This window comes from Nonomuraea sp. NPDC052116, from assembly GCF_040680035.1.
Classification (GTDB): Bacteria; Actinomycetota; Actinomycetes; order Streptosporangiales; family Streptosporangiaceae; genus Nonomuraea; species Nonomuraea angiospora_A.
This window is the reverse complement of the sequence record NZ_JBFAWA010000074.1, coordinates 1-21,285: the sequence shown is the minus strand read 5'-3', so window position 1 is coordinate 21,285 and position 21,285 is coordinate 1. Positions and strand designations below refer to the sequence as shown.

Genomic DNA, 21,285 nt, shown 5'->3' with positions numbered 1-21,285 from the left:
GCTCACGGCTCGGACGGCGTGCCGAGTTCCGGGACGATGCCCCGGATCTCGGTCTCGATGACGGCGATGTCGTTCTGGATCCCGATGACGAGCACGCCGCGCTCGCCGAGGGCGAATCCCCGGCAGGTGTCGGGCAGCCGGATCTCGTCCAGGGCCGTGCCGGTCGTCAGGTCCCACGTGGTCACGGGGCCGTCGTGGCTCGCGGCGAGCACGACCGGACGCCCGTGCAGCACACCGGCGGCGAGAAAGCGGATGCGGTCCGCGCCGGTCGGGATCGTGCGCAGGATCTGCCGCCCGGCCGCGTCCCACACGCGGAGGGTTCCCTGCGCGCCGGCCGTGACCACCACCGGCCGGCCGGCGACGGTCGTGGTCGCGACGGCCGGGGAGGCCGCCGGTCGCGGCCCGTCGGCCGGCACGCTCGTCGCCCACCGCGCATCCGTGCCGACGAGAACATGGGCGAGCAGAGCCGACTTGCCCGTCCCCGGGCCGCCGGTGACCACCAGCAGTGGCGGACCGCTCTCGAGCCAGCCACAGACCTCCCGGCGGGCCTCGGTGCGGCCGGTGAAGTACGAGGCGCCGGAGTCCGACTCGACCTCCGACCCGCGGGCCCGGGGCAACCAGTGGGTACGCAGCGCCGGGTCGTGGTCGAGCCGCCACCCCAGCAGGCCGCGCAGCCACGGCCAGGGCTCCAGCAGGGTCGCGAGCGGGAGCACCCGGGCGCCGCCCGACCCCGGAGCGAGCAGGCCCACGACCGCGTCGGCCTCCCGGTCGAACACCGGCGCCCCGGCGAACCCGGCGTCGGACGGCCACGACGCCGCGACCGGGCGCACGCCGAACCACTGTCCTCCGGGCCCGGCCGGACCGTCGAGGACCCCCTGGACCTGGGCGATGTCGTTCCCGCCGCCCGGAAACCCGTGCGTGACGAACTCGTGCCCCTCGCCGAGGGTCGGCGCGGCCAACGGCGCCCCGATGACGTCGACGGGCTCGGTCAACTCCAGCACCGTGGCGGTGGCCCCGCGCAGCGCGACCGTGGCCGTACGCCCGTGTATCCCGCCGAAAGGCAGGTCGACCGGTATCTCGTCCGACGACGGCGACCCGAGGGCGAGAATCCGGCGCGGGCCCAGCAGCACGCCGGTCGTGCCGTCGGACAGACGGGCCAACCACGACGGCCGCTCGGCCGCCCGGCTCCGCGGCGAGGCGGAGCGGTGCGACGGCATGTGGACGTGGACGCCGCCGCTGACGGACCCGGCCTGGACGAGGGCCCCGTGTACGTCGCCGGTCACGACGTTGACCGTGTGGTCCTGGCCCCTCCCGTCCATGCGGCCATCGTCGCAGAAAGCACTTCTCCCCGCCGGGGGTTTGCGGAGCGGTCACTCCGGTTGGTCGCTGACCATAGAGGCCGCCTCGATGCGTTCGAGCAGGGGCGGGCTCCAATGGGCGCCGTAGGCGGCCGGCAGCCGTGACAGCCGCCGGTCGTGGCCGGTGACGACGCCGTCAGGGTTCTTGGGTGGCGGTCGCGGGCGGCGATGCGAGGAGCTCGTGGATGAGCGGGACGGCCAGGCGCAGGACGTCGTCCAGTGGGGCGCCGGCCAGATCCGGGGTGCGCAGCAGGTGGCGGTGGAAGGTGATGCCGAACATGACGGCCCCGGCCAGGGCCGCCCGCAGCCGCGGGTCCGGGCCCTCCAGGTGGAAGGCGATGCGGTCGATGGCCTCGGCGGTGATGTGCCTGCGGAGCAGGTCGGCGGCCTCCTCGCTGGTCAGGCTGGTACGCAGGAGCACGGCCATGGGGCTGTCGGGGGCGGCGGCCCAGCGTTCGAGCATGGCGCGCAGGTATCTTTCCGCCGAGGCCGCCGGGTCGCCCTCGACAGTGAGCGCGTCCACGTTGATGCGGAGGTCGAGGGCCTCGCGGAAGAGTTGCTCCTTGGTGCCGAAATACTGGATCACCGAGGACTTGTCCACCTGCGCCTCGGCGGCGATGGCCCGGATGGTGGCGCGGTCGTAGCCCACCTCGCCGAACACCCGCCGCCCTGCCTCCAGGATGCGGCGGCGGGTGCGTTCGCCCTTTCTCTCACCGTTTCCGGCCTGCTCGATGACATCGGTCACTGCTGGTCACCTCTTCCTGCGCAGGCCGATGCTATCGACTACCGGCCTGTCAGCCGCTGGGCCGGCCGAGCGGGAAGCCGGACATGTCGCCCGCCCTCATCCGCTCGAACGCCTGCCGCATCGACTCGGCGTCGTTCAGATGCGGGAACGGCTCGCCGGCCGGGACGTCCACGCCGAGGAAGGCGCACAGCGGCTCCCACCCCTCCCGCACGTCGAACACCAGCAGCCGCTCCGCCGGAATGCTCTGCTTCACCGTCTCCACGTGCCGGTTGAAGGCCGCTACGACCAGCTCCTCGTCGCCGAGGTCGCTCCCGAAGCTCCAGTCGGGGCCGAAGAGGGAGCGCCCCATCTGGTCCAGAGCGGGCCGCATGCGCTGCATGGTCGTCAAGAGCTGGCGGACCTGCTCGGGCATCTCGTCCGAAGGGGTCGGACGGTTCTCGCCGGAGAACAGCATCCGGATGCTCGGGTGCCACTTGAGCGGGTCCCGTACGGTGAGGATGACTTTCGCCTCGGGATAGGCGTCGGCCAGCTCCCGCCAGTAGAAGCTGGCGGGCCAGTCCACCTCCGCCTGGTAGCCGTCCTCGAAGACCCGGTCCCAGTCCTCCCGGGTCCGGACCTTCCCTGCGGAGGCCTCCAGCCAGTGATCGACGTGGCCGGGATGGGTCATCACCTCGACCATGTGGTAGCAGGGGGTGAAGCCCAGCCGCTCCAACGCGGCTTTCATTGACGTGGTGCCGGTGCGTGGAAGGCCCGCGCCGATGACTTTCATCATGCCGAGTTCCCCTGTCGTCCGCGATGACGGTCGCCCTCAGGCTAGGAGGATGGGCAACAAAACTCAACGGCTGTACATTTTTCCGCCGGTAGGGGATCATGCCGCGATGCCCGTGATCTTTGTTGCGCTTCGATCACGATTGCCGAATCTGAATGACTCTCTGGCCTGACATCAGATGATCAATGGAGTCAAGTTTCGGAGAGAGGACACCACATGCACTTATCCGCAGTCCGGGCTGCTCTGAGCGGTGCCACCGTCGTCTGCGCGATGCTCCTCACCGCCCTCCCCGCGACCGCCTCCGCCGCACCGGCCTCGACCGTCCGGGCCGGCGCGACCCAGGCCGGAGTCGACCGCGGCGTGCTGCTGGCCAAGGCGGATCAGCCCCCGGCCGGCGAGTCGTACGGGGACCCATGGGTCAACCCGTACTTCGAGCCCGGTGTCACCGGCCCGACCTGCTGGGAGTACGGGCGCGGCACCGGCGCGAGCGCGGGCGTCAGCGCGAGGTTCTCCACGCCGACGTGGTTCCACTCCTACAACGACGTCTGGGTCTTCCCGAGCGCGGACGACGCGGCCGCCTTCGAGCGGCAGTGGCGGGCCGACCTGGCGACCTGCGTCGACCGCAATCAGCCGGGCGAGAGCGGCTCGGCGGTGTTCGACATCACCCGGGCGGGTGAGGCGGACGGCGTGGAGGTCCTGCGGGTCACCGCCGCCACCAACCCGTACTCGACCCTGACCTACCACTTCTGGGTCGCCGTGGTCCGCCAAGGTCGCGCCGTGTACGCCGTCCAGCTCCTCGACTACCGGCACGGCGACCCGCAGCTCATGCCCTTCGACGGCACCGTCGCCACGATCAAGGCCAAGCTGGCCGCGTACTACCCCTAAAGGCCGCCCCTACAGCAGGTTCGCCAGCTCGGTCCGCGAGGTGATGCCGAGCTTGGGGAAGGCGCGGTAGAGGTGATAGCCGACGGTCCGCGGGCTGAGGAAGAGCCGGGCGGCGATCTCCCGGTTGGACGCCCCCTGCGCGGCGAGGAACACCACGTGCCGCTCCTGCGGCGTCAGCCCGCGCAGGGCCTCCGGCAGCGGCTCCGCCGGGCTCGGCTCCCCGGCCGCGCTCAGCTCGGTCGCGGCGCGCTCCGCCCAGGGGAGCCCGCCCAGCTGCTCGAACGCGGCATGCGCGGCCCGCAGGTGGGAGCGGGCTTCGGACCTGCGCCTGGTACGGCGGAGCCACTGCCCGTAGGCGAGCTCGGTCCTGGCCCGCTGGAAGGACGCCTGGGACGGGCCGTGCAGGTCGAGCGCGCCGACGAAGAGCGGTTCCGCCTCGCCGTCCGGCGCGACCAGTGCCCGGCACCGGAGCGCCACCGCGCCTATCCAGCGCTGGCGCGTGTCCTTCGCCCACTGCTCCAGCAGGGCGAGGGGCTCGACGGCGGCGCCGGGCAGGTCGGCCTGGACCGCCGCGTCGACCAGGTCGGCCGCGCAGCGGACCGCGATCACGGGGTGGTGCGCGGGGCCGGCGACCACGCGCTCGAGGTGGTCCACAGCGGCGCTCGCCCGGCCCAGCCCCAGCTCCAGCAGGCCGAGCGCCCAGGTGGCCAGCGCGGCGCTGGCCGGCGCGTCGTGGTCGGCGCAGTGGGCCAGGCTCGACTCGGCGTAGGCCCGGCAGCGCTTCTCGTCGCCGTTCATCGCGGCGATCAGCGCGACCACGCCGCTCAGGTGGCCGACCCGGTGGGTCTGGCCGAGGTCACCGGCGAGCTTCAGCCCCTCGGTGGCCTGCCTGAGGGCTTCGGCGTTGCGGCCGCTCAGCAGGAGAGCGTGGGACTGGAGCTGCAGGGCGTACGGCAGGAGCCCCATCAGGTCCTGGTGGCGGCAGTCGGTCACCAGCGTGGAGGTGAGGCGCAGCGCCGCGCCGGCGTCGGCGGCCATCAGGCCCAAAGAGGTGGCGGTGATGGCCTGCTGGGTGGCCAGGGCGGGCGTGTGCTCGACCAGCTCGCCGATGGCGGCGAAGCCGCTGAACCGGCCACCCGCCATGATCTTCGCCAGCGGGGGGAGCGACCGGGCCAGGGGAGCGGACCAGGTGGGCTGGGCCTCCGGCCATGCGACCTGCGAAGCCGTCGGCGCCGCCCAGACGGCGGCGGCGATCTGGCCGGCCAGCCCCTCGTCGCCGCTGTAGCCGAACAGGCGGATCGCGTCGGCGATCATGACGATGGCCGTCGCGTGGTCGTCGTCGTCGATCCTGGCCACCGAGTCCAGCAACATCCGCGCGGCCTTGGCCGGCGAGCCGATCTCGGCCTCCACGGTGGCCAGCACGCGGGCGGCCGAGGCCAGCGTCGAGGGTGCGGTGCTCAGTTCGGACGCGCGGGTCGCCAGGTCCGCCGCGCGGCGCAGGTGCCCGGCGTCGCACGCGGCGAGCGCGGCGGCGGCATGGTGCCGGGCGCGTAACTCGGGGTCGGCGGTCAGCTCGGCCGCGCGCTCCAGCGCCGACGACGTCCCGATGGCCGCCAGCTCGCGCGCGATCTCCTCGTCCGGCTCCAGCGCGGCGGCGGCGAGATGCCAGACCCGCCGCTCGGGCGACGCCTCGGCCAGGGCCCGGTGCGCGGCGATGCGGGCCGAGACCGGCGCGGACTGGTAGGCGGCGACCAGGATCAGCAGGTGGCGAGGGGTGAGCCCGGTCGGTCGCACTTCGACCAGCTGGGCGGTCTCGGCGGGCTCCAGATCGGCCGGGGTCGCTCGGGCGGCGGCGAGAAGCGCGGGCTGAAAGGCGGGCATCGCTCGGGCGGCGGCGAGGAGCTCGGAGAGGGAGGCCGCGGGGTCGGCGGCGGCCAGCAGGAGGAGTGAGCGGGTCCGGTCGGGCAGCGCGCGTAAGCGCTCGCCGTACAGCTGGTCGGCCCGCCGCGAACGTCCGGGCCAGCCGGTGTGCAGGCCCAGCGGCGACAGCCTGCCCTCGACCTGCGCGGGGCCGATCCCCGCGGCCAGCTCGCGCAGGGCCAGCGGGTTGCCGCGAGCATCCGCGACGATCCGCTCACGCACCTGCGGGACGACGCCCGGCCGGCACTCGGCGACGATGTCCAGCGCCGCCTGCCTGTCGACACCCCGCAGGTCCAGCTCGTCGATCTCCCGCAGCGCGGGCAGCTCGCCCTCGGTGGCCACCAGGATCACCACGCGCGCGGCGGCGAGGCGGCGGACGCAGAAGGACAGGACCGCCAGGCTCTCCCGGTCCAGCCAGTGCGCGTCGTCGATCAGGCAGAGCACGGGTCGCCGTCCCGCCAGGTGGCGCAGGAGGTTCCAGACCGGCAGGTACGGCGAGCGCGGCCAGGCGGGTTCGCCGGGAACCTGTCCCAGGGGCTCCGGCTCGCCCAGGCGGTCGAGAAGGTCGCGTTGCCCGGCGGGCAGGTGTTTCCAGTGCGGGCGGGTGGTCGCCAGCAGCATGTGCAGGCCGCCGTACGGAAGGTGGGACTCCTCGGGGGCGCCGGAGGCGCGCAGCACGATTTGATCACTCGCGATCTCGGCCGCGAAGTCGAGCAACGCGCTCTTGCCCGCCCCGGCTTCCCCGCGGACCATCAAGGCACCGCTCTCACCAGCGAGAAGTCGCGTGATTCCGGCCTGCTCCGCGATGCGCCCGTGCAGCACGAGGCGAGAGTACCGGACTCGTAGTGGATCTCATACCTAACCGGGAACATTCAGACGTGCTTGATCCACGTCATCCGTACTGATGTGGGACGGACGGCCCGCGATTACGGTCGCCGCCGTGAGGAACCGTTGGGCCACCCGTCTTTGCGCTGCACTGACGGTGACCACTCTTGTCATCGGCGTAGCAGGTCAGGCAGCCTACGCGGCTCCCAAGGAGCCCACGCTCCCCGAGCAGCTGCTGGGCTCGGCGGCGAACCGCGCCCACCAGGCGACGGCGGAGGCGACCCGGGCGAAGACCGAGCTGCCGGCGCGGGCCACCGCCAAGCCGCCCAAGGGGACCGTGCCGCGGGAGGCCCCGAAGCCGCCCGAGCCTGTCTCCCGGCTGTCGAACACCCCGCAGCGGGTGGGCAAGGCGACCGCCAAGCCGGGCAAGAGGGAAGCCCACGGGTTCGTCGCCGAGCAGAGCAAGGCGGTGCCCACGCTGGGAGACGCGACGTCGAAGGTCTTCCAGAACCCCGACCACACCTACACCGTGCGCACGTACTCCAGGCCAGTGCGCTATCGCACGGCCACGGGGGAGTGGGCGGACATCGACGTCAACCTGACCGGCGCGGACGGACGCTGGCGGCAGGCGGCCAACGACGTCGGGGTCGAGGTGGCCGACGACGCCGCCGACCCCAGGCTCCAATCGCTCACCCTGGACGCGGAGCACAGCCTGTCCTTCGCCCTCCAAGGCGCAAAAAGCACCAAGGCCACTATTTCGCGAAATATCGCGAAATATCGTGAAGTGCTGCCTGAGACCGACATCGAGGTCGAGGCGACCTGGAACGGTATCAAGGAGTCGCTGGTCCTGACCTCGCGCCAGGCCGCGACCGGCCCCTGGGACTTCCCCTTCCAGGCCAAGGGCTTGACGGCGCGGAGCTCGTCGCAGGGCGTGGAGTTCGTGGACGAGCGGGGCGCCGTCCGCATCACCGTCCCCGCCGGATTCATGCTCGACGCCAAGGGCGCCCGCTCCGACGCGGTCCGCTACACCCTCGTCGGCGACGTCCTGCGCGTCAGCGCCGATCAGAAGTGGCTGCGCGACAAGGACCGCGCGTTCCCGGTGGTCGTCGACCCCTCCTCGTACGTGCGCACCACCAGCGGCGCGGCCTCCGACACGTACGTCGACAACCACTCCGGCGCGAACCACTCCGGCAGCGACCAGCTCCTGGTCGGCTCCCAGGACGGCACCAAGCGCAACAACGCCTACATCAACTTCAACCTCGCCTCCCAGATCCCCCACGCCTACGTGACCGGCGCCGCGCTCTTCCTCTACAACACCCTGTCGAACTCCTGCTCGGCCAACCCCGTCACGGTGAAGGCCATCACCAGCAGCTGGAACGTCGGCACGATCGCCTCCTATCCCGGCGTGACCCTCGGCGACACCTGGGGCTCGGCCAGCTTCACCGGCGGCGTCACCTGCGGCGGCGCCGCCTGGGCGTGGATCGGGATCAACAGCGCGGGCCTGTCCGCCCTGTCGGACTGGGCCAACGGCGCGGGCAACAACGGCCTGGCGCTGACCGCCGACAGCTTCAAGGAGTTCGCCAGCGCCAACTCGGCCAATCCGCCGTATCTGCAGGTGGACTACAGCCCCTGGCGAGCGCTGTACGCGATCGACTCCGGCGCCACGATCGACCCGCCGGTGACGGCCAACAGCGCCGGCCGGCTCCCCGTCACGGTGATCAACAACGGGATGAACTCCTGGTCCCCCGGCTCGGTCAAGCTGGGCTACAAGGTCTACACCACCGGCGGCACCTTCGTGGGCAGCTCCACCGCGGCCGCCGCGCTGCCCGCCACGATCGCCAACAACGGCTCGGCGAAGGTGAGCGCGACGATCGACCCGCTCAACCCGGGCTCGTACCAGATCTGCTGGGACATGGTGACGAACGGGCAGTTCTTCTCCGACTGGGGCGTACCCGTCTGGTGCGTGAGCCTGACCGTGCTCAACCTGCCGCCCCAGATCGACTCGATGTGGCCGGGCAGCGGGTACGTGGAGTCCACGCTGACGCCGGAGTTCACGGCGTCCGGCCATGACGGGGACGAGTGGCCCGGCGGGGAGCTGAACTTCATCTTCAACGTCTGCCTGGTCTCCGACCCCGACACGTGCCCCGCGGCCGGTCTGGTCACGGGCGACTCCAACACCGGTGCCCAGACCGCGAGCTGGGCGGTGCCGCAGGGCAAGCTCAAGTGGGGCGAGCAGTACATGTGGCGCGTCCTGGTCACCGACGGCAAGGACTCCAGCCCGGCGTCCGGGTGGAGCACGTTCCGCACGGTCGTGCCGCAGCCTTTGGTCTCCTCACACGTCTCCGACAGCGCGGGCACGGCCGCCGTCAAGGGCATCGACCCGCTGACCGGCCAGTACGCGGCCACCACCACGGACGCGAGCCTCACCACCGCCGGCCCCGCGCTGGCGGTCACCCGCTCGTACAGCAGCCTGAACTCGCGCACGGGGATGTTCGGCGTGGGCTGGACCACGGCCTACGACATGAAGATCGTCACCGACAACGACTTCACCGGCAACGTCGTGGTCACCTACCCCGACGGACGGCAGGCGCGCTTCGGCCGCAACCCCGACGGCACGTACGCCCCGCCCGAGGGCCGGTCGGTGAGCCTGGTGAAGACCGATCTGGCCTGGTTCCTGCGCGACAAGTCCGGCGGCGCGTACGTGTTCGACCCGGACGGCCGGCTGACCGCGATCTACGACGACGACCAGCACGCCGAGTACCTCACCTACAACGGCGACGGCACCCTCGCCAAGGTCGTGAACAAGGTCAGCGGCCGCGGCCTCTACTTCACCTGGAACAGCGGGGTGGTGACCTCGGTCGCCACCGATCCCGCCCAGGGGGCGCCCGCGTGGACCTACGGCTACGGCTACGGCCTGCTCGCCCAGGTCTGCCCGCCGGGCACGACGACGGCCTGTACGAAATACTCCTACAAAATGGTGTCGCACTACCGGACGGCCGTCGTGGACGCCGCCCCCGCGATGTACTACCGGCTGCACCAGAGCGCGGCCAACGAGGCCCGGCTGTTCGTCGGCCAGGACGACGCGGAGGCTGTCAACCTGGCCTACGGCGCGGCGGGCGCCCCCGCGGGGACCACGGACGGCTCAGCTACGTTCAACGGCACGAGCTCGTACCTGCGCATGCCGTACAGCGTCACCGACGAGACCACCTACGCGGCGGTCGGCATGTGGTTCAAGACCACCAAGGCCGGCGTGCTGTACGGCGCGCAGCTGAACACGCTGGAGGACTCCCGGGGCCCGCTGCCCTGGGGCTTCCTGCCGATGCTCTACGTCGGGACCGACGGGAAGCTGCACGGCCAGATGGCCGACGACGGCAGCTGCGGCTCGATGGCCTCGACCGCGGCCGTGAACGACGGAGCCTGGCACCACGTGGTGCTCACCTCGAGCGGGACCTGGCAGAGCCTGTACGTGGACGGGTCGATGGTGGCCAGCCGCACCAAGCAGATCAAACCCACCCATCTCCCGTACGCCAGCGTCGGGGCCGGCTACACGACCACCTCGGGCTGGTGCCCGGCCGCGCCCGCCGACGCGCGCGGCCACTTCACCGGCCAGATCGACGACCCCGCCTTCTACACCCACCCGCTCGGTTCCACGTCGGTCGCCGCCCAGTACGCGGCCGGGCAGTACACGGGCGTGCTGGAGACGGTCAAGCTGCCCTCGGGCAAGCTGCAGGCCACGCTCGCGTACGACGCCCAGAACGACCGTGTCGCCTCGGTGACCGACGCGGGCGGCGGGAAGTGGCGGGTCTACCCCGCCCAGACGCAGGCCAGTACCGAGTACTACCCGAGCGCGGTCCTGGGCGCCCGGCCGCGCGAGTACTACCGCCTGGCCGAGTACTCCGGCACCCGGGCGGCCAGCGCGGCGTACGGCGACGGGCGCGACACCGACGCGACCTACCACAACGTCTCCCTGAACCAGACCGCGCCCATCTTCCTGGCCACCGGTGGCGACACGGCCGCCGGGTTCAACGGCTCCACCTCCTACCTGGAGCTCCCCGACGGGGAGATCAAGGGCGGCGGAGATCTGTCGGCCGAGCTGTGGTTCAAGACCGCCAAACCCGGCGTCCTGCTCGCCTACCAGGCCCAGGCCATCACCGACCCGGCCGGGCCGCAGGCGAACTACACGCCCGCGCTGTATGTCGGGACGGACGGCAAGCTGCGCGGCCAGTTCTGGGACGGCGCGGCGGTCGCGCCGATCACCACGAGCAAGAGCGTGACCGACGCGAGCTGGCACCACGTCGTGCTGACGGCCTCCGGCGGCACCCAGTGGCTCTGGCTGGACGGCGCCGTGGTCGGGACCAGGTCCAAGGGGCCGGTGTCCACCATCGCGCAGAACCACGTCTACGTCGGCGCCGGCTTCATCGCCGGTAACTGGCCCGCCAAGCCCTCCGACACCCTCGGCCACTTCACCGGCACCATCGACGAGGTGGCGATCTACTGGAGCAGCCTGGGCACGGACGCGATCGAGGCGCACTACCAGGACGTCGCGACGTTCGGCATCCCCGCCACCACGGTGCTCGCCGCCGACCCGGGCGACAAGCCGATGGTCTACAGCTTCGACCCCCGGCACGGCGGCCGCCCGACCTCGCTGTACGACGCCTCGGGCGGCACCACGCGGTACGGCTACGACCTCAACGGCAACCTGGCCTCGGTGACCGACCCGGACGGGCACACCACCCAGCTGTTCAACGACGACCGGGGCAACCCGGTCATGAAGGTGACCTGCCGGGGCCCGCGCTCCTGCCAGACCTCCTACTTCACCTACTACCTGGACTCCGGCGACCCGCTGAACCCCCGCAACGACAAGCTCACCGGCGCGTACGACGCCCGGGCCGGCGCCGGGAACGACCCGGCGCACCGCACCAGCTACACCTACGACATCTCGGGCGACCTGCTCAGCGTCACCACGCCTCCCGTGAGCGGATCCGCCGGCCGTACCACGAAATACGCCTACACCGACGGCAGCGAGGCCGCCGTCGACGGCGGCACCACCCCGGACGGGCTGCTCGCCTCCGTGACCACCCCCGGCGGCAGGACCACCCGGTACGGCTACCGCCAGAACGGCGACCTCGCCCAGGTGGTGGACCCGGCCGGGCTCACCACGAAGTACGACTACGACGGCGCCGGCCGGCCCACCGCCGTGACCGAGGTCTCCGACACGTTCCCGAACGGCGTCGTCACCTCGATGGGGTACGACGCGCTCAACCACCTCACCGCCACCGTCGGCCCCGCGACCACGGACGCGATCAGCGGCGTCAAGCACCTGCCGTGGGTCATCTACACCTACGACGTCGACGGCAACGTCTCCAAGGTCGAGCAGACGGACCCCACCGGCAAGGACGCCACCCGCACCACGAACTACACCTACGACTCCGCGGCCCGCGTCTCGTCCGTCAAGGACGCCGCGGGCAAGACCACCACCTACGGCTATGACTCTTACGGCAACCTCACCAGCACCGTGGACGCCACCGGCGCCGACCACCGGCGCACCTACGGGCCGACCGGCCTGCTGCTGACCACCAGCATCGCCAACTGGGTGGGCGACCCGCTGGACAACGACGCCCCCAAGGAACTGGTCCTCGAATCCCGCGCGTACGATCCGGCGGGACGCCTGGCCACGGTCACCGACGCCATGGGCCGTACCACCCGCTACCGCTACTTCGACGACAACCTGCTCGAATCGGTCTGGGCCGAGGGCTTCCGCAACGCCGACGGGTCCACCCGGGACATCCCGCTCCAGCAGAACACCTACGACAGCGCGGGCAACCTCATCCAGCGGATCACCGGCAACGGCAAGAGCACGACCGCGTACACCGTGGACGCCGCCAACCGCACCACCGAGGCCCTGCTGGACCCCTCCGGCATCAAGCGCAAGACCACGTACGGCTACGACGACGACGATCACCTGATCACTCTGGTCCAGGCCCAGAACAGCGGCTACACGTGGACCACGTACGACCTCGACGCGCTGGGCCGGCCCCTCTCCCAGAAGGTCTGGGACGGCGACAAATGGCTCACGACCGCCTGGACCAGGGACCAGCGGGGCCTGCCGCGGACGATGACCGACCCGCGCGGCGCGGTGACCGACTACACCTATGACGAGGCGGGCCGGCTCACCACGACCAAGGCGCCGACGGTGGCCATCGAGCACTTCGGCGGCGCGCCGTACAACGTCAGGCCGACGACGCGGACCGGCTTCGACAGCTTCGGCGACGTCGTGACGAGCGAGGACGCCGAGGGCTACCGGACCACGATCACCTACGACGCCATGGGCCGGCCGCTCGTCCTCACCCTGCCCGCCTACACGCAGCTCGGCGCCGGAGCCACGGTGACCGGGAGCACCACCAGGACGTACGACGCGCTGGGCCGCATGACGAGCGCCGTGGACGCGCTCGGCCACGGCGACACCTACACCTACAACCAGCTGGGCAACGTGGTCGCCACCACGGACGCGGCGGGCAACCGGTCGCGGTCGGGCTTCGACGCGGCAGGCGAATGGCTCTGGACGCGCGACCAGGCGGGCCGGGTGACCGGGGCGACGTACGACGACCTCGGCCGCCGCGTCTCCACCACCGCCGTCGAGCGAACCCCGGCCGCGGCCGGGTACACCACGACCTACGAGTACGACGACGCGGGCAACCTGACCTACGTCAACACGCCGTCGGGCGCGCGCAGCCAGTTCGGCTACAACGCGGCGGGCGAGGTCGTGGTCGACGTCAACCCGCTGAACCAGGCCCACTGGTACACCCGCGACCACGCCGGCCGGGTGACCAAGGTCGCCAACCCGGACGGCACCGGCAGCACGCTGGCGTACGACGGCGCCGGCCGGGCGACCGCGATGGCCGACCTCGACGCGTCGGGCGGTCAGCTGCGGTCGATGACGATCGGCTACGACGCGGGGGGCAACCCGGTCACCGTCAACCGGCCCGGCGGCGGGGTCGCCACCTACGACTACGACGCGCTGAACCGGATGACCGGCCAGCACGAGAAGACCACGTCCACGCACTCCGTCACCACGACCTTCGGCTACGACGCCGTGGGCAACCGGACCCGCTTCACCGACGGCAACGGCAACGCGACCTCGTACGCCTACAATCCGTGGAACCTTCAGACAGCGATGCTCGTCCCGGCGACCACGGCGTACACGACGCCCGCCCAGCGCCAGACGATCACCGACTACGACGCGGCCGGCCGCCCCTTCCAGGTCATCAAGCCGGGCGGGGTCACCGTCGCCCGCACCTTCGACGCGCTGGACCGGCTCACCGCGGAGACCGGCGCGGGCGCCGAGGGCGCCACGACCGCCCACAGCTTCGGCTACGACGCCGTGAGCCGGCTCACCTCGGCCGGGGGCGACACTTTCGGCTACGACGATCGCGATCATCTCGTCAGCACGGCGGGGCCGTCCGGAACGGCGTCCTTCACCTACGACGCCGACGGCCGCATGAAGACCCGCACCGACAAGGCGGGCACGGCCGCCTACGACTACGACGCGGGCAGCCGCCTCGCCACGGTCCGCGACCCGCTCACCGGCGGGACCGCGACCTACACCTACGACTCGATGGACCAGCTCAAGGGCGTGGACTACGGCGGCGCCAAGCGCTCCTTCGAGTACGACGCGCTGCACCGGCCCACCTCCGACACGCTCAAGACCACCGCGGGCGCGACGCTGGCCGCCATCGGCTACGGCTACGACGACGCCGACCGGCTCACCAGCAAGACCACGACCGGTACGGCGGGCGCCGGGGCCAACGCCTACGGCTACGACCTGGCGGGCAGGCTGACCTCGTGGAACTCGGTCGCCTACGAGTACGACGACGCGGGCAACCGGACCAAGGCCGGCCCGGCCGCCGCCGTCTACGACGCGCGCAACCAACTGGTCTCCGACGGATCGGCCGGCTACGCCTACACGGCGCGCGGCACTCTCAGATCCAGGACGCCGACCGGCGGGAGCGCGAGCGCGACGAGCTACGACGCGTTCGACCGGATGATCAGCGACGGCGCCACGACCTACGCCTACGACGGGCTGGACCGGCTCGCCTCCACCGCGGGCGTCGCGTTCAGCTACTCCGGGATGGGCAACACCCCGGCCGCGGCCGGCGCCGAGCTCTACGGCAGGGACCCGGCGGGCGACCTCGTCTCCGTCGCGGGCCTGTACGCCTACACCGACCGGCACGGCGACCTCACCGCCACCTTCACCGGCGCGGGCGCGCTGACCGATTCGGTGGCCTACGACCCGTACGGGAAGGTCGTCGCCGGCTCGGGCACCAAGCGGGGCGTCGGCTACCAGGGCGGCTGGACCGACCCGGCCAGCGGCAAGGTCAACATGGCCGCCCGCTGGTACGACCCCGGCACCGGCGCGTTCCCCAGCAGGGACACGCTCGAGGTGGATCCGGTGCCGTCGATGAAGGGCAACCGCTTCACCTACGCGGACGGCGACCCGCTCAACCGGGTGGACCCGACCGGCCACTTCGGCTGCCCCGCCTTCGTGTGCGGCACCGCCAAAGAAGTGATCAAGGTCGTCAAGGTGGACATCGCCCGGCCGATCTGGAACGCGGCCGACTACATCCTCGTCGGCGGTGGGGAGGTCGGCGCGGCCGCGCGCGGCTCACGGGCCTGCGGTCCGGTCTGGCTCTACTGTCTCGCGGCGGTCGGCGTCGGCGCGGGCCTGGGCTACTTCGCGGGCAAGTGGTGGAAGAACAACTGGTGGAAGGGCTGGCCGGACGGCAGCGGGCCGTACATCGAGTATCCGGACGGCGGCAGCTCGCCGGGCAAGGGCAAGACCGGCGGCGGCCCGGGCGAGGACACCCCCGGCACGGGCGGGAAGGGGCCGCACAAGACACCCAAGACGGATCCTCCGCCGCCGCCTCCGCCGCCCACGCCCCAGGAGCTCGCCGACATCGCCGCGAAGACGCGCGCGACCAGGCCGGGCCCCATCGACCACGACCGGCTGCCCGGTCCGGCGGGCACCTCGCTGGCCGACGCGCTCGACAAGGGGCTCACGCACAGGGTCGACAACGCCATCGACAAGATCCTGGACAAGGTCGGCGTGGCCTTCACGCCGACCGAGGCCGGGGCGGGCGACGGGCAGCCCAACGGCGGGTTCGCCCCGGCCCCGCACGTCGTCGGCCAGTGCTCCGGGGTGTTCGGCGCGGACGCGATGCAGGACTGCCGCGTCGATCCGGGCCCGGGCGTCCCGCAGGACCCGTCGGTGCGGCTGGACCCCTGCCGCGGTGTGACGGGCGCCGGCTCCTCCTGCCTCTCCACACCCGGGCCGCTCGGGACCGCGAGCGCCGGCGACGGATCCGGCACGGGGGCGCGCGGGCCGCTCGCCGCCGACGATCCCTTCGTGCTGGCACGCGCCGGCGACCGGCCGCGCTGGGCCGCCAGGCTCCCGATGAACATGGACACGGTCCGGCGGGTGGCCCAGGACTGGGACATCCGGATCGACGACCTGACCATCAGGATCGACAAGAGGGTGGACGGGCTGGCCGGCGTGACCCTTCCCGATCGGACGGTCCTGCTCCGGCGGGCCGCCTTCCGCAGCGAGGAACTGCTGGCCCGCACCCTCGCCCACGAGCGGTACCACGTGGAGGACCTGCGCCAGGGCGGTGCCTATCCGAGGTCCGAGGAAGAAGTGAGACCGTATGAGGACCGGGCCTACGCCTTCGAGAACGAGTGGTGGGACAACCATCCACGTAACCAGTGACGGAATATGGACGTGTACGCAGAGGACAGCACCGAGGCGGACCCGTTGCCGAACACCCATGACGAGGCGCTCCGATGGGAGAGCTGGCTGCACGCCTACGAGCAGGCCCGTGCCGAGCTGCCCGGACCGATCTCCGGGCCTTGCCCGAACTGCGGACGGGCCTGCCTCCGCCTGGTGTACCGGCTCAGGATCCCTCACCTGCTCGTCGGTGAGGCCCACTTCTGGTGCGACCACTGCCTGAAGGGGCCTTACCTCGGCAGCGTCGAGATCCCCGAGGCGGCCGCGGGGGAGGCGGACGAGCAGGCGTACCAGCGGCTGGAAGCCACGATCCCGGACTACGAGCTCGTCCCCCCTGCGATCTAGGCGGTGTCCGGGCCGTAGAGCGCGGCCAGGTCCTCGGAGGTGGACCACCGGCTGTAGGTGGGCGACTGCGGCCAGCCGTCGGGCGAGTCCTGCCACACCTCCTGCCGCCCGTACGGCAGCAGGTCGATCAGCGCGAAGGTGTGGGTGAGCTGCTCGGTGCCCCGGCCGTTGGTGTGCCAGGTGCGATAGACGGTGTCGTCGTCACGCAGGAACACGTTGACGGCGAAGCCTTCTCCGGGCGGAGCGCCGACGTCGGCGCCGAACGGGCTGTTCGCGGTGGAGTACCAGGCCATCGTGTTCCCGACCCGCCGCTTGTAGGCGAGTGCCTCGTCGATCGGGCCCTGGGTGACGATGACGAAGCGGGCATCGTAGCTGTCCAGGAACTCCAGCCGGGTGAACTGCGCGGTGAACCCCGTGCAGCCCGGGCACTGCCACTCCTTGCCCGGGAACCACATGTGGTTGTAGACGATCAGCTGCTTCTTGCCTTCGAAGACGTCCGCCAGCCGAACCGGTCCGTCCTCGCCCTCGAGGGTGTAGTCCGGCATCCTCACCATCGGCAGGCGGCGGCGCTGGGCGGCGACGGCGTCGAGTTCCCGCGTCGCGGCCTTCTCCCGGGCACGCAGCGCTTCGAGCTGACGCTGCCAGGTGTCGGCGTCGACGACGGGCGGTAGTGCCTTTGTGCTCATGGTCCCTCACTGATCACGTGCGGAGTTTGCAGGTGCATCGGTAGAGACCTGGCCCGGCAGTCAAACTCATCGGTGGCCGGCCTGCTTTTGGGCAGCCTGTTCGAGGCGTTCGCGGTAGTCCGTCCACCACGTCTCGTCGGCGCCTGGCAGGAGATCGTTGTCCTGGCGGCCGACGGCGCCGTCGATCAGCTCGCGGACGATGTCGGCGTGACCGGCGTGGCGGTTGGTCTCGGCGAGCACGTGGACGAGGACGCGGTGCAGGGAGACGGGGTTGCGCTCGGCCGGCCACCAGGCGACCTCACCGGTCGCGTCCAGGGGCAGCTCCTCGATCGTGGCGTCCGCGTGGGCCCAGGCGCGACGGTAGAGGGCGATGATCTGCTCGCGGGACTCGTCGGGCGTCGCCCACATGTCCGCGTTCGCCTCGGCGTCCTGCTCGAGCCAGGGCAGCGGCTCGCCGGACGGGCGGCCGAAGGTCTCGCCGAAATAGCCGAGCTCGACGCCGGCCAGGTGTTTGACCAGACCGAGGAGATTGGTGCCGGTCGGAGTCAGGGGGCGACGGACGTCGTACTCGGAGAGGCCGTCGAGCTTCCACAGGAGGGACGCGCGGACGGTCTTGAGATAGTGATGGAGGTCCGCTTTCGGGTCCGATGTCTGCATGTCGGGCATTGTGCCAGGTGTCCGCGCCGGCGGCCGGGCCTCTATCCTGGGGCGGTGTCGCCGACGCGATCGCGGAGCACGGCTCCGAGCCTGGCTACGGCCTCGACGGCATGCGGGAGCGTCTGCGCGCTCTGGGCGGAGTCCTGGAGGCAGGTCCACGCCCCGGCGGCGGGTTCGTGGTCGATGCCGCGATCCCCGTCGCCGTTCTGCCGCCTTCCGCGCGACCCGCGGGCTCCGCCGCCGCGCCGGGCGGCACGGGGCGAAGCGGCGGGCGATGAGCCCCGGCCGCGTCATCCGCGTCTTCCTGGTGGACGACCAGGAGCTGGTACGGACGGGGTTCGAGATGATCCTCGACGCCACCCCGGACCTGCGGGTCGTCGGATCGGCCGCCGACGGGCAGACGGCCCTGGACGCGCTGCGGCGGCCGGAGCACCGTGCGGACGTCGTCCTGATGGACATCCGCATGCCGGGGCTCGACGGCGTGGAGACCACCCGGCGGCTGCTGACCACACCCGACCCGCCACACGTCGTCATGCTGACCACGTTCGACGACGATGAGCTCGTCCTGGCCGCCCTTCGAGCCGGGGCGGCCGGGTTCCTGCTCAAGGACGCGGGCGCGGCGGAGCTGCTGGCGGCGATCCGGGCAGCCGCCGCCGGGGAGGCGCCTGTCGCGCCGAGGCTCGTACGTCGCCTGATCGACTCGTTCGTCCTCGCACCGCCCGCGACCACACCCGCCGAGCCCCCGCCCGCCGCCGCGCCCAGACTGGAGCGTCTCACCACCCGCGAACGCGAGATCCTCGCCTCCGTCGGCCTGGGACTCACCAACGCCGAGATCGCCGCGCGGCTTCAGCTGGCGGAGTCGACCGTCAAGACGCATCTCGGCTCGGTGCTGCGCAAGCTCGAGCTACGCGACCGTGTGCAAGCGGTCATCCTCGCGCAGACACAGGGGCTGACCGGCTGATCCCGATCGCGAGGGCGCAGACCGCCGTGCCGGCGAGCACGAACAGCCCGGTGTCACCGGCCAGGTACTCGCGCACCACCACGGGCTGCTCGGTCGAGATCGCGTACTCCAGCAACAGGGCGAAGGTGGCGTTGTGCGCGAAGTGGGCCAGCACGACCGGCCACACGCTGCCGGACATGACGCGCAGGTACCCGAAGAGGAACGAGAACGCGATCACCGAGCCGCCGAACAGCAGGAGCACCAGGCTTCGGTTCCCTTCGCTGTGGTAATACGGCGTGAACAGGATGTACGGCAGGTGCCAGGCGATCCAGACCAGCCCGACCACGAGCATCGCCGAGCGCTCGCCCAGGAACGCGAGCCGCGGCTGCAGGTAGCCCCGCCAGCCGATCTCCTCCGCGAACGACAGGATCGGCCCGGTGACGGACACGGCGATCACCGACTGAAGCCAGTCGCCCTGCGGCGCGGTGAACCGGCCGAAGCCGAGCGCGACCGCACCCGCGGTGGCGAGCAGGCAGACACCGGCGGTGGTGGCGAGCGCGAGCGGCCAGGTTCGCAGGCCGAGCCGTCCCATACCGAGTCGGCGCCACCCGTCCCTGGAATACCCCTCTCGGGTGATGACGAGCAGCATGGCCATCACGACGAGCAGCGGCGAGAGGGCGAGGACGAGCCCTCCGGCGATGCCGGCGGTGCCCAGCGAGATCGTGAGCACGAGGACGATGAAGACGATCGACGTAGCGCGATCAGCGAGCCGTTCGAACACAGGCAGACCTTCTTTCGGGGAATCGGCCTGGCCAGTGTTCTCGAACGCGTCGCCGCCGCCATCCACCGGCGATCCGAATTCCGGCCGCCTCTGACCTGCCCCTTCCGCCCGCGGGACTAGGCCGCCGGTCCAGGACGCCGGCGCTCACTCGGTGAATGCGCAGGTGCGGACGACGACGAGCTCATCGCCATCGCGAACTCCCCGCGCTATGGAGCGGCGAGGGCGCCCTCGCCGCTCCCGATCAGGTCCGGATCAGCCGACGGCGTAGGCGCGGGTGATCGTCTGGGTCACCCCATCGCCGGCGGTGTCGGTGACCGTCGCACGGAGGGAGACGAACCCGGCGGTAGGCGGGTTCGTCAGCATGGCGGTCCAGCCGGAGCCGGTGCGGGTGACCGGGACGGGACGCCAGGTGGCGCCGTCGTCGGCGGACATCTCCAGCCGGACCGAGGTCGCCTTCGCCCGCGCCGAGCCGGGGTTGCGCTCGATCCGCAGGGGCAGGCGGGTCACGCTGCCCGGTTCGGCGCGGTTCGAGTCGTCGAGGCCCTCGGGGCTGTAGCGGACGGCCATCAGCGGCAGGGGCTGCTCCTCGGTCGTGGTGCCGGACCGGAACGTCCACACGGATTCCACGCCGGTCGACAACGCCGAGTACGGAACCTGCCTGCGCAGGGAAGCGGTCAGACTGTACGTCCCGCGCCCGGCGGGCAGGTCGGCGTGCAGCCGGCACTTGTGCGACTCGTAGACGGAGCAGCCGGTGAGGTCGGCCGTGGCCAGCACGTGCCCGTCCCTGGCGAGAGTGGCCGTGCCGGTCGCGGCGCTGTCGGAGCCCGAACGGCCCTCACCTCCGTCGGCGAACAGCCCCGCCCCCGAGAACAGGAGGCTGTCGCCGGTACGGCTGCCGCCCGGCAGCAGGAACGAGGGCCCGGTGACCGCGACGTTCCAGACCTCGCTGGTCTGGCCGGGCTTGGCCTGCCTGCCACCGTCGAAGATCACCGAACCGCCGACTTCGAGCCCGCTTTCGTAGGTCAGCCCGGGCGTTCGGTAGTGGATGACCGTCGCGGGCAGCGTGACGTCGCGCACCGGCCAGATCATGGAGGCTCCCGGGACGTCGGAGATGCGCGCCCCGGCCATCGGCGTGCCCGTTGCCGCCACTCCCGAGGCCCGGTACGTCGCGGTGACCTTGGCCAGATCCTGCTGCCTGGCGTGGTAGGTGGGATCGTCGGGAATGCCGCCGGTGCGACGGTCGACAAGACTGTAGATGACAGGCCCCGGAGACACGTCCTTGTTGACCCACGTGGTCTCCGCGGTGTAGATCAGACCCGGTTGGCGGCTGGGAACGACGTAGAGCGCGGTTGGCCTCGTCCCCGACCGCGTCATGCCGAGGTTCCATCGGCCATGGGACAGCCCGAAACCGGAACTGGGCTGGATTTCGGCGCCCGGGTCATCGAGTGTCATCTTGACCGGATTGCCCTGACGCGCGTCCACCGTCAGCTGACGGTGGCGGTCCCGCCTCGCCGCCGCGCGTGGTGTCGCGGTCCAGGTCGAGCGGATCGGCAAGCGCACCAGTGCTGACGTCGAGCGGCCCCTGCGCCAGCC

The 21,285-nt window shown here is 71.6% G+C and carries 12 protein-coding genes and 1 pseudogene; 5 read left to right on the top strand and 8 right to left on the bottom strand.

Features of this window, described 5'->3' with window-relative positions; translation table 11 throughout:
* Positions 1-2: 2 nt before the first annotated feature.
* The 3 genes from AB0L65_RS61715 to AB0L65_RS61705 form a co-directional block, all read right to left on the bottom strand.
* Positions 3-1,319, bottom strand: coding sequence for a hypothetical protein (locus AB0L65_RS61715; protein ID WP_364266977.1), 1,317 nt, complete (start codon positions 1,317-1,319; stop codon positions 3-5).
* A gap of 175 nt (positions 1,320-1,494) precedes the next feature.
* The gene (locus AB0L65_RS61710) at positions 1,495-2,103 is read right to left on the bottom strand and encodes a TetR family transcriptional regulator (RefSeq protein WP_364266974.1); all 609 of its coding nucleotides are present in this window, start codon (positions 2,101-2,103) and stop codon (positions 1,495-1,497) included.
* 49 nt (positions 2,104-2,152) lie between these two features.
* A complete protein-coding gene (locus tag AB0L65_RS61705) occupies positions 2,153-2,875 on the bottom strand; it encodes a sulfotransferase family protein (protein WP_364266971.1) in 723 nt (240 codons plus the stop codon).
* 213 nt (positions 2,876-3,088) lie between these two features.
* Between AB0L65_RS61705 and AB0L65_RS61700 the strand changes: the two genes are divergently transcribed.
* A complete protein-coding gene (locus AB0L65_RS61700; protein WP_364266968.1) occupies positions 3,089-3,757 on the top strand; it encodes a hypothetical protein in 669 nt (222 codons plus the stop codon).
* 9 nt (positions 3,758-3,766) lie between these two features.
* Here the strand turns inward: AB0L65_RS61700 and AB0L65_RS61695 are convergent, their stop codons facing one another.
* Positions 3,767-6,499 carry a LuxR family transcriptional regulator gene (locus AB0L65_RS61695; protein WP_364266965.1) on the bottom strand — a complete coding sequence of 911 codons (2,733 nt, stop codon included), beginning with the start codon at positions 6,497-6,499 and terminating at the stop codon, positions 3,767-3,769.
* A 160-nt stretch (positions 6,500-6,659) separates the two neighbouring features.
* On the opposite strand from AB0L65_RS61695, the gene AB0L65_RS61690 reads away from it, so the two are divergent.
* Both AB0L65_RS61690 and AB0L65_RS61685 read left to right on the top strand, forming a co-directional pair.
* Positions 6,660-16,265, top strand: coding sequence for a LamG-like jellyroll fold domain-containing protein (locus AB0L65_RS61690; protein WP_364266962.1), 9,606 nt, complete (start codon positions 6,660-6,662; stop codon positions 16,263-16,265).
* A gap of 6 nt (positions 16,266-16,271) precedes the next feature.
* Entirely contained in the window at positions 16,272-16,628 is a 357-nt protein-coding gene (locus AB0L65_RS61685) for a hypothetical protein (RefSeq protein ID WP_364266959.1), read from the top strand.
* On the opposite strand, the gene AB0L65_RS61680 is transcribed toward AB0L65_RS61685, so the two are convergent.
* Entirely contained in the window at positions 16,625-17,314 is a 690-nt protein-coding gene (locus AB0L65_RS61680; protein WP_364266956.1) for a DUF899 family protein, read from the bottom strand. The genes AB0L65_RS61685 and AB0L65_RS61680 overlap by 4 nt on opposite strands.
* Before the next feature lie 66 nt (positions 17,315-17,380).
* Positions 17,381-17,971 (bottom strand): DinB family protein, encoded by a 591-nt coding sequence (locus tag AB0L65_RS61675; RefSeq protein ID WP_364266953.1) that lies wholly within the window; start codon positions 17,969-17,971, stop codon positions 17,381-17,383.
* A gap of 17 nt (positions 17,972-17,988) precedes the next feature.
* Here AB0L65_RS61675 and AB0L65_RS61670 point away from each other — a divergent pair, with 17 nt between their 5' ends.
* Entirely contained in the window at positions 17,989-18,249 is a 261-nt protein-coding gene (locus AB0L65_RS61670; protein WP_364266950.1) for a hypothetical protein, read from the top strand.
* Positions 18,246-18,932, top strand: a complete 687-nt coding sequence (locus AB0L65_RS61665; protein WP_364266947.1) for a response regulator transcription factor — start codon at positions 18,246-18,248, stop codon at positions 18,930-18,932. Before AB0L65_RS61670 ends, AB0L65_RS61665 begins: the two co-directional genes overlap by 4 nt.
* On the opposite strand, the gene AB0L65_RS61660 is transcribed toward AB0L65_RS61665, so the two are convergent.
* Positions 18,898-19,692 carry a type II CAAX endopeptidase family protein gene (locus tag AB0L65_RS61660; protein ID WP_364266944.1) on the bottom strand — a complete coding sequence of 265 codons (795 nt, stop codon included), beginning with the start codon at positions 19,690-19,692 and terminating at the stop codon, positions 18,898-18,900. The genes AB0L65_RS61665 and AB0L65_RS61660 overlap by 35 nt on opposite strands.
* A 252-nt stretch (positions 19,693-19,944) precedes the next feature.
* Positions 19,945-21,285 (bottom strand): annotated as a pseudogene (locus AB0L65_RS61655) (hypothetical protein); the annotation flags it as partial.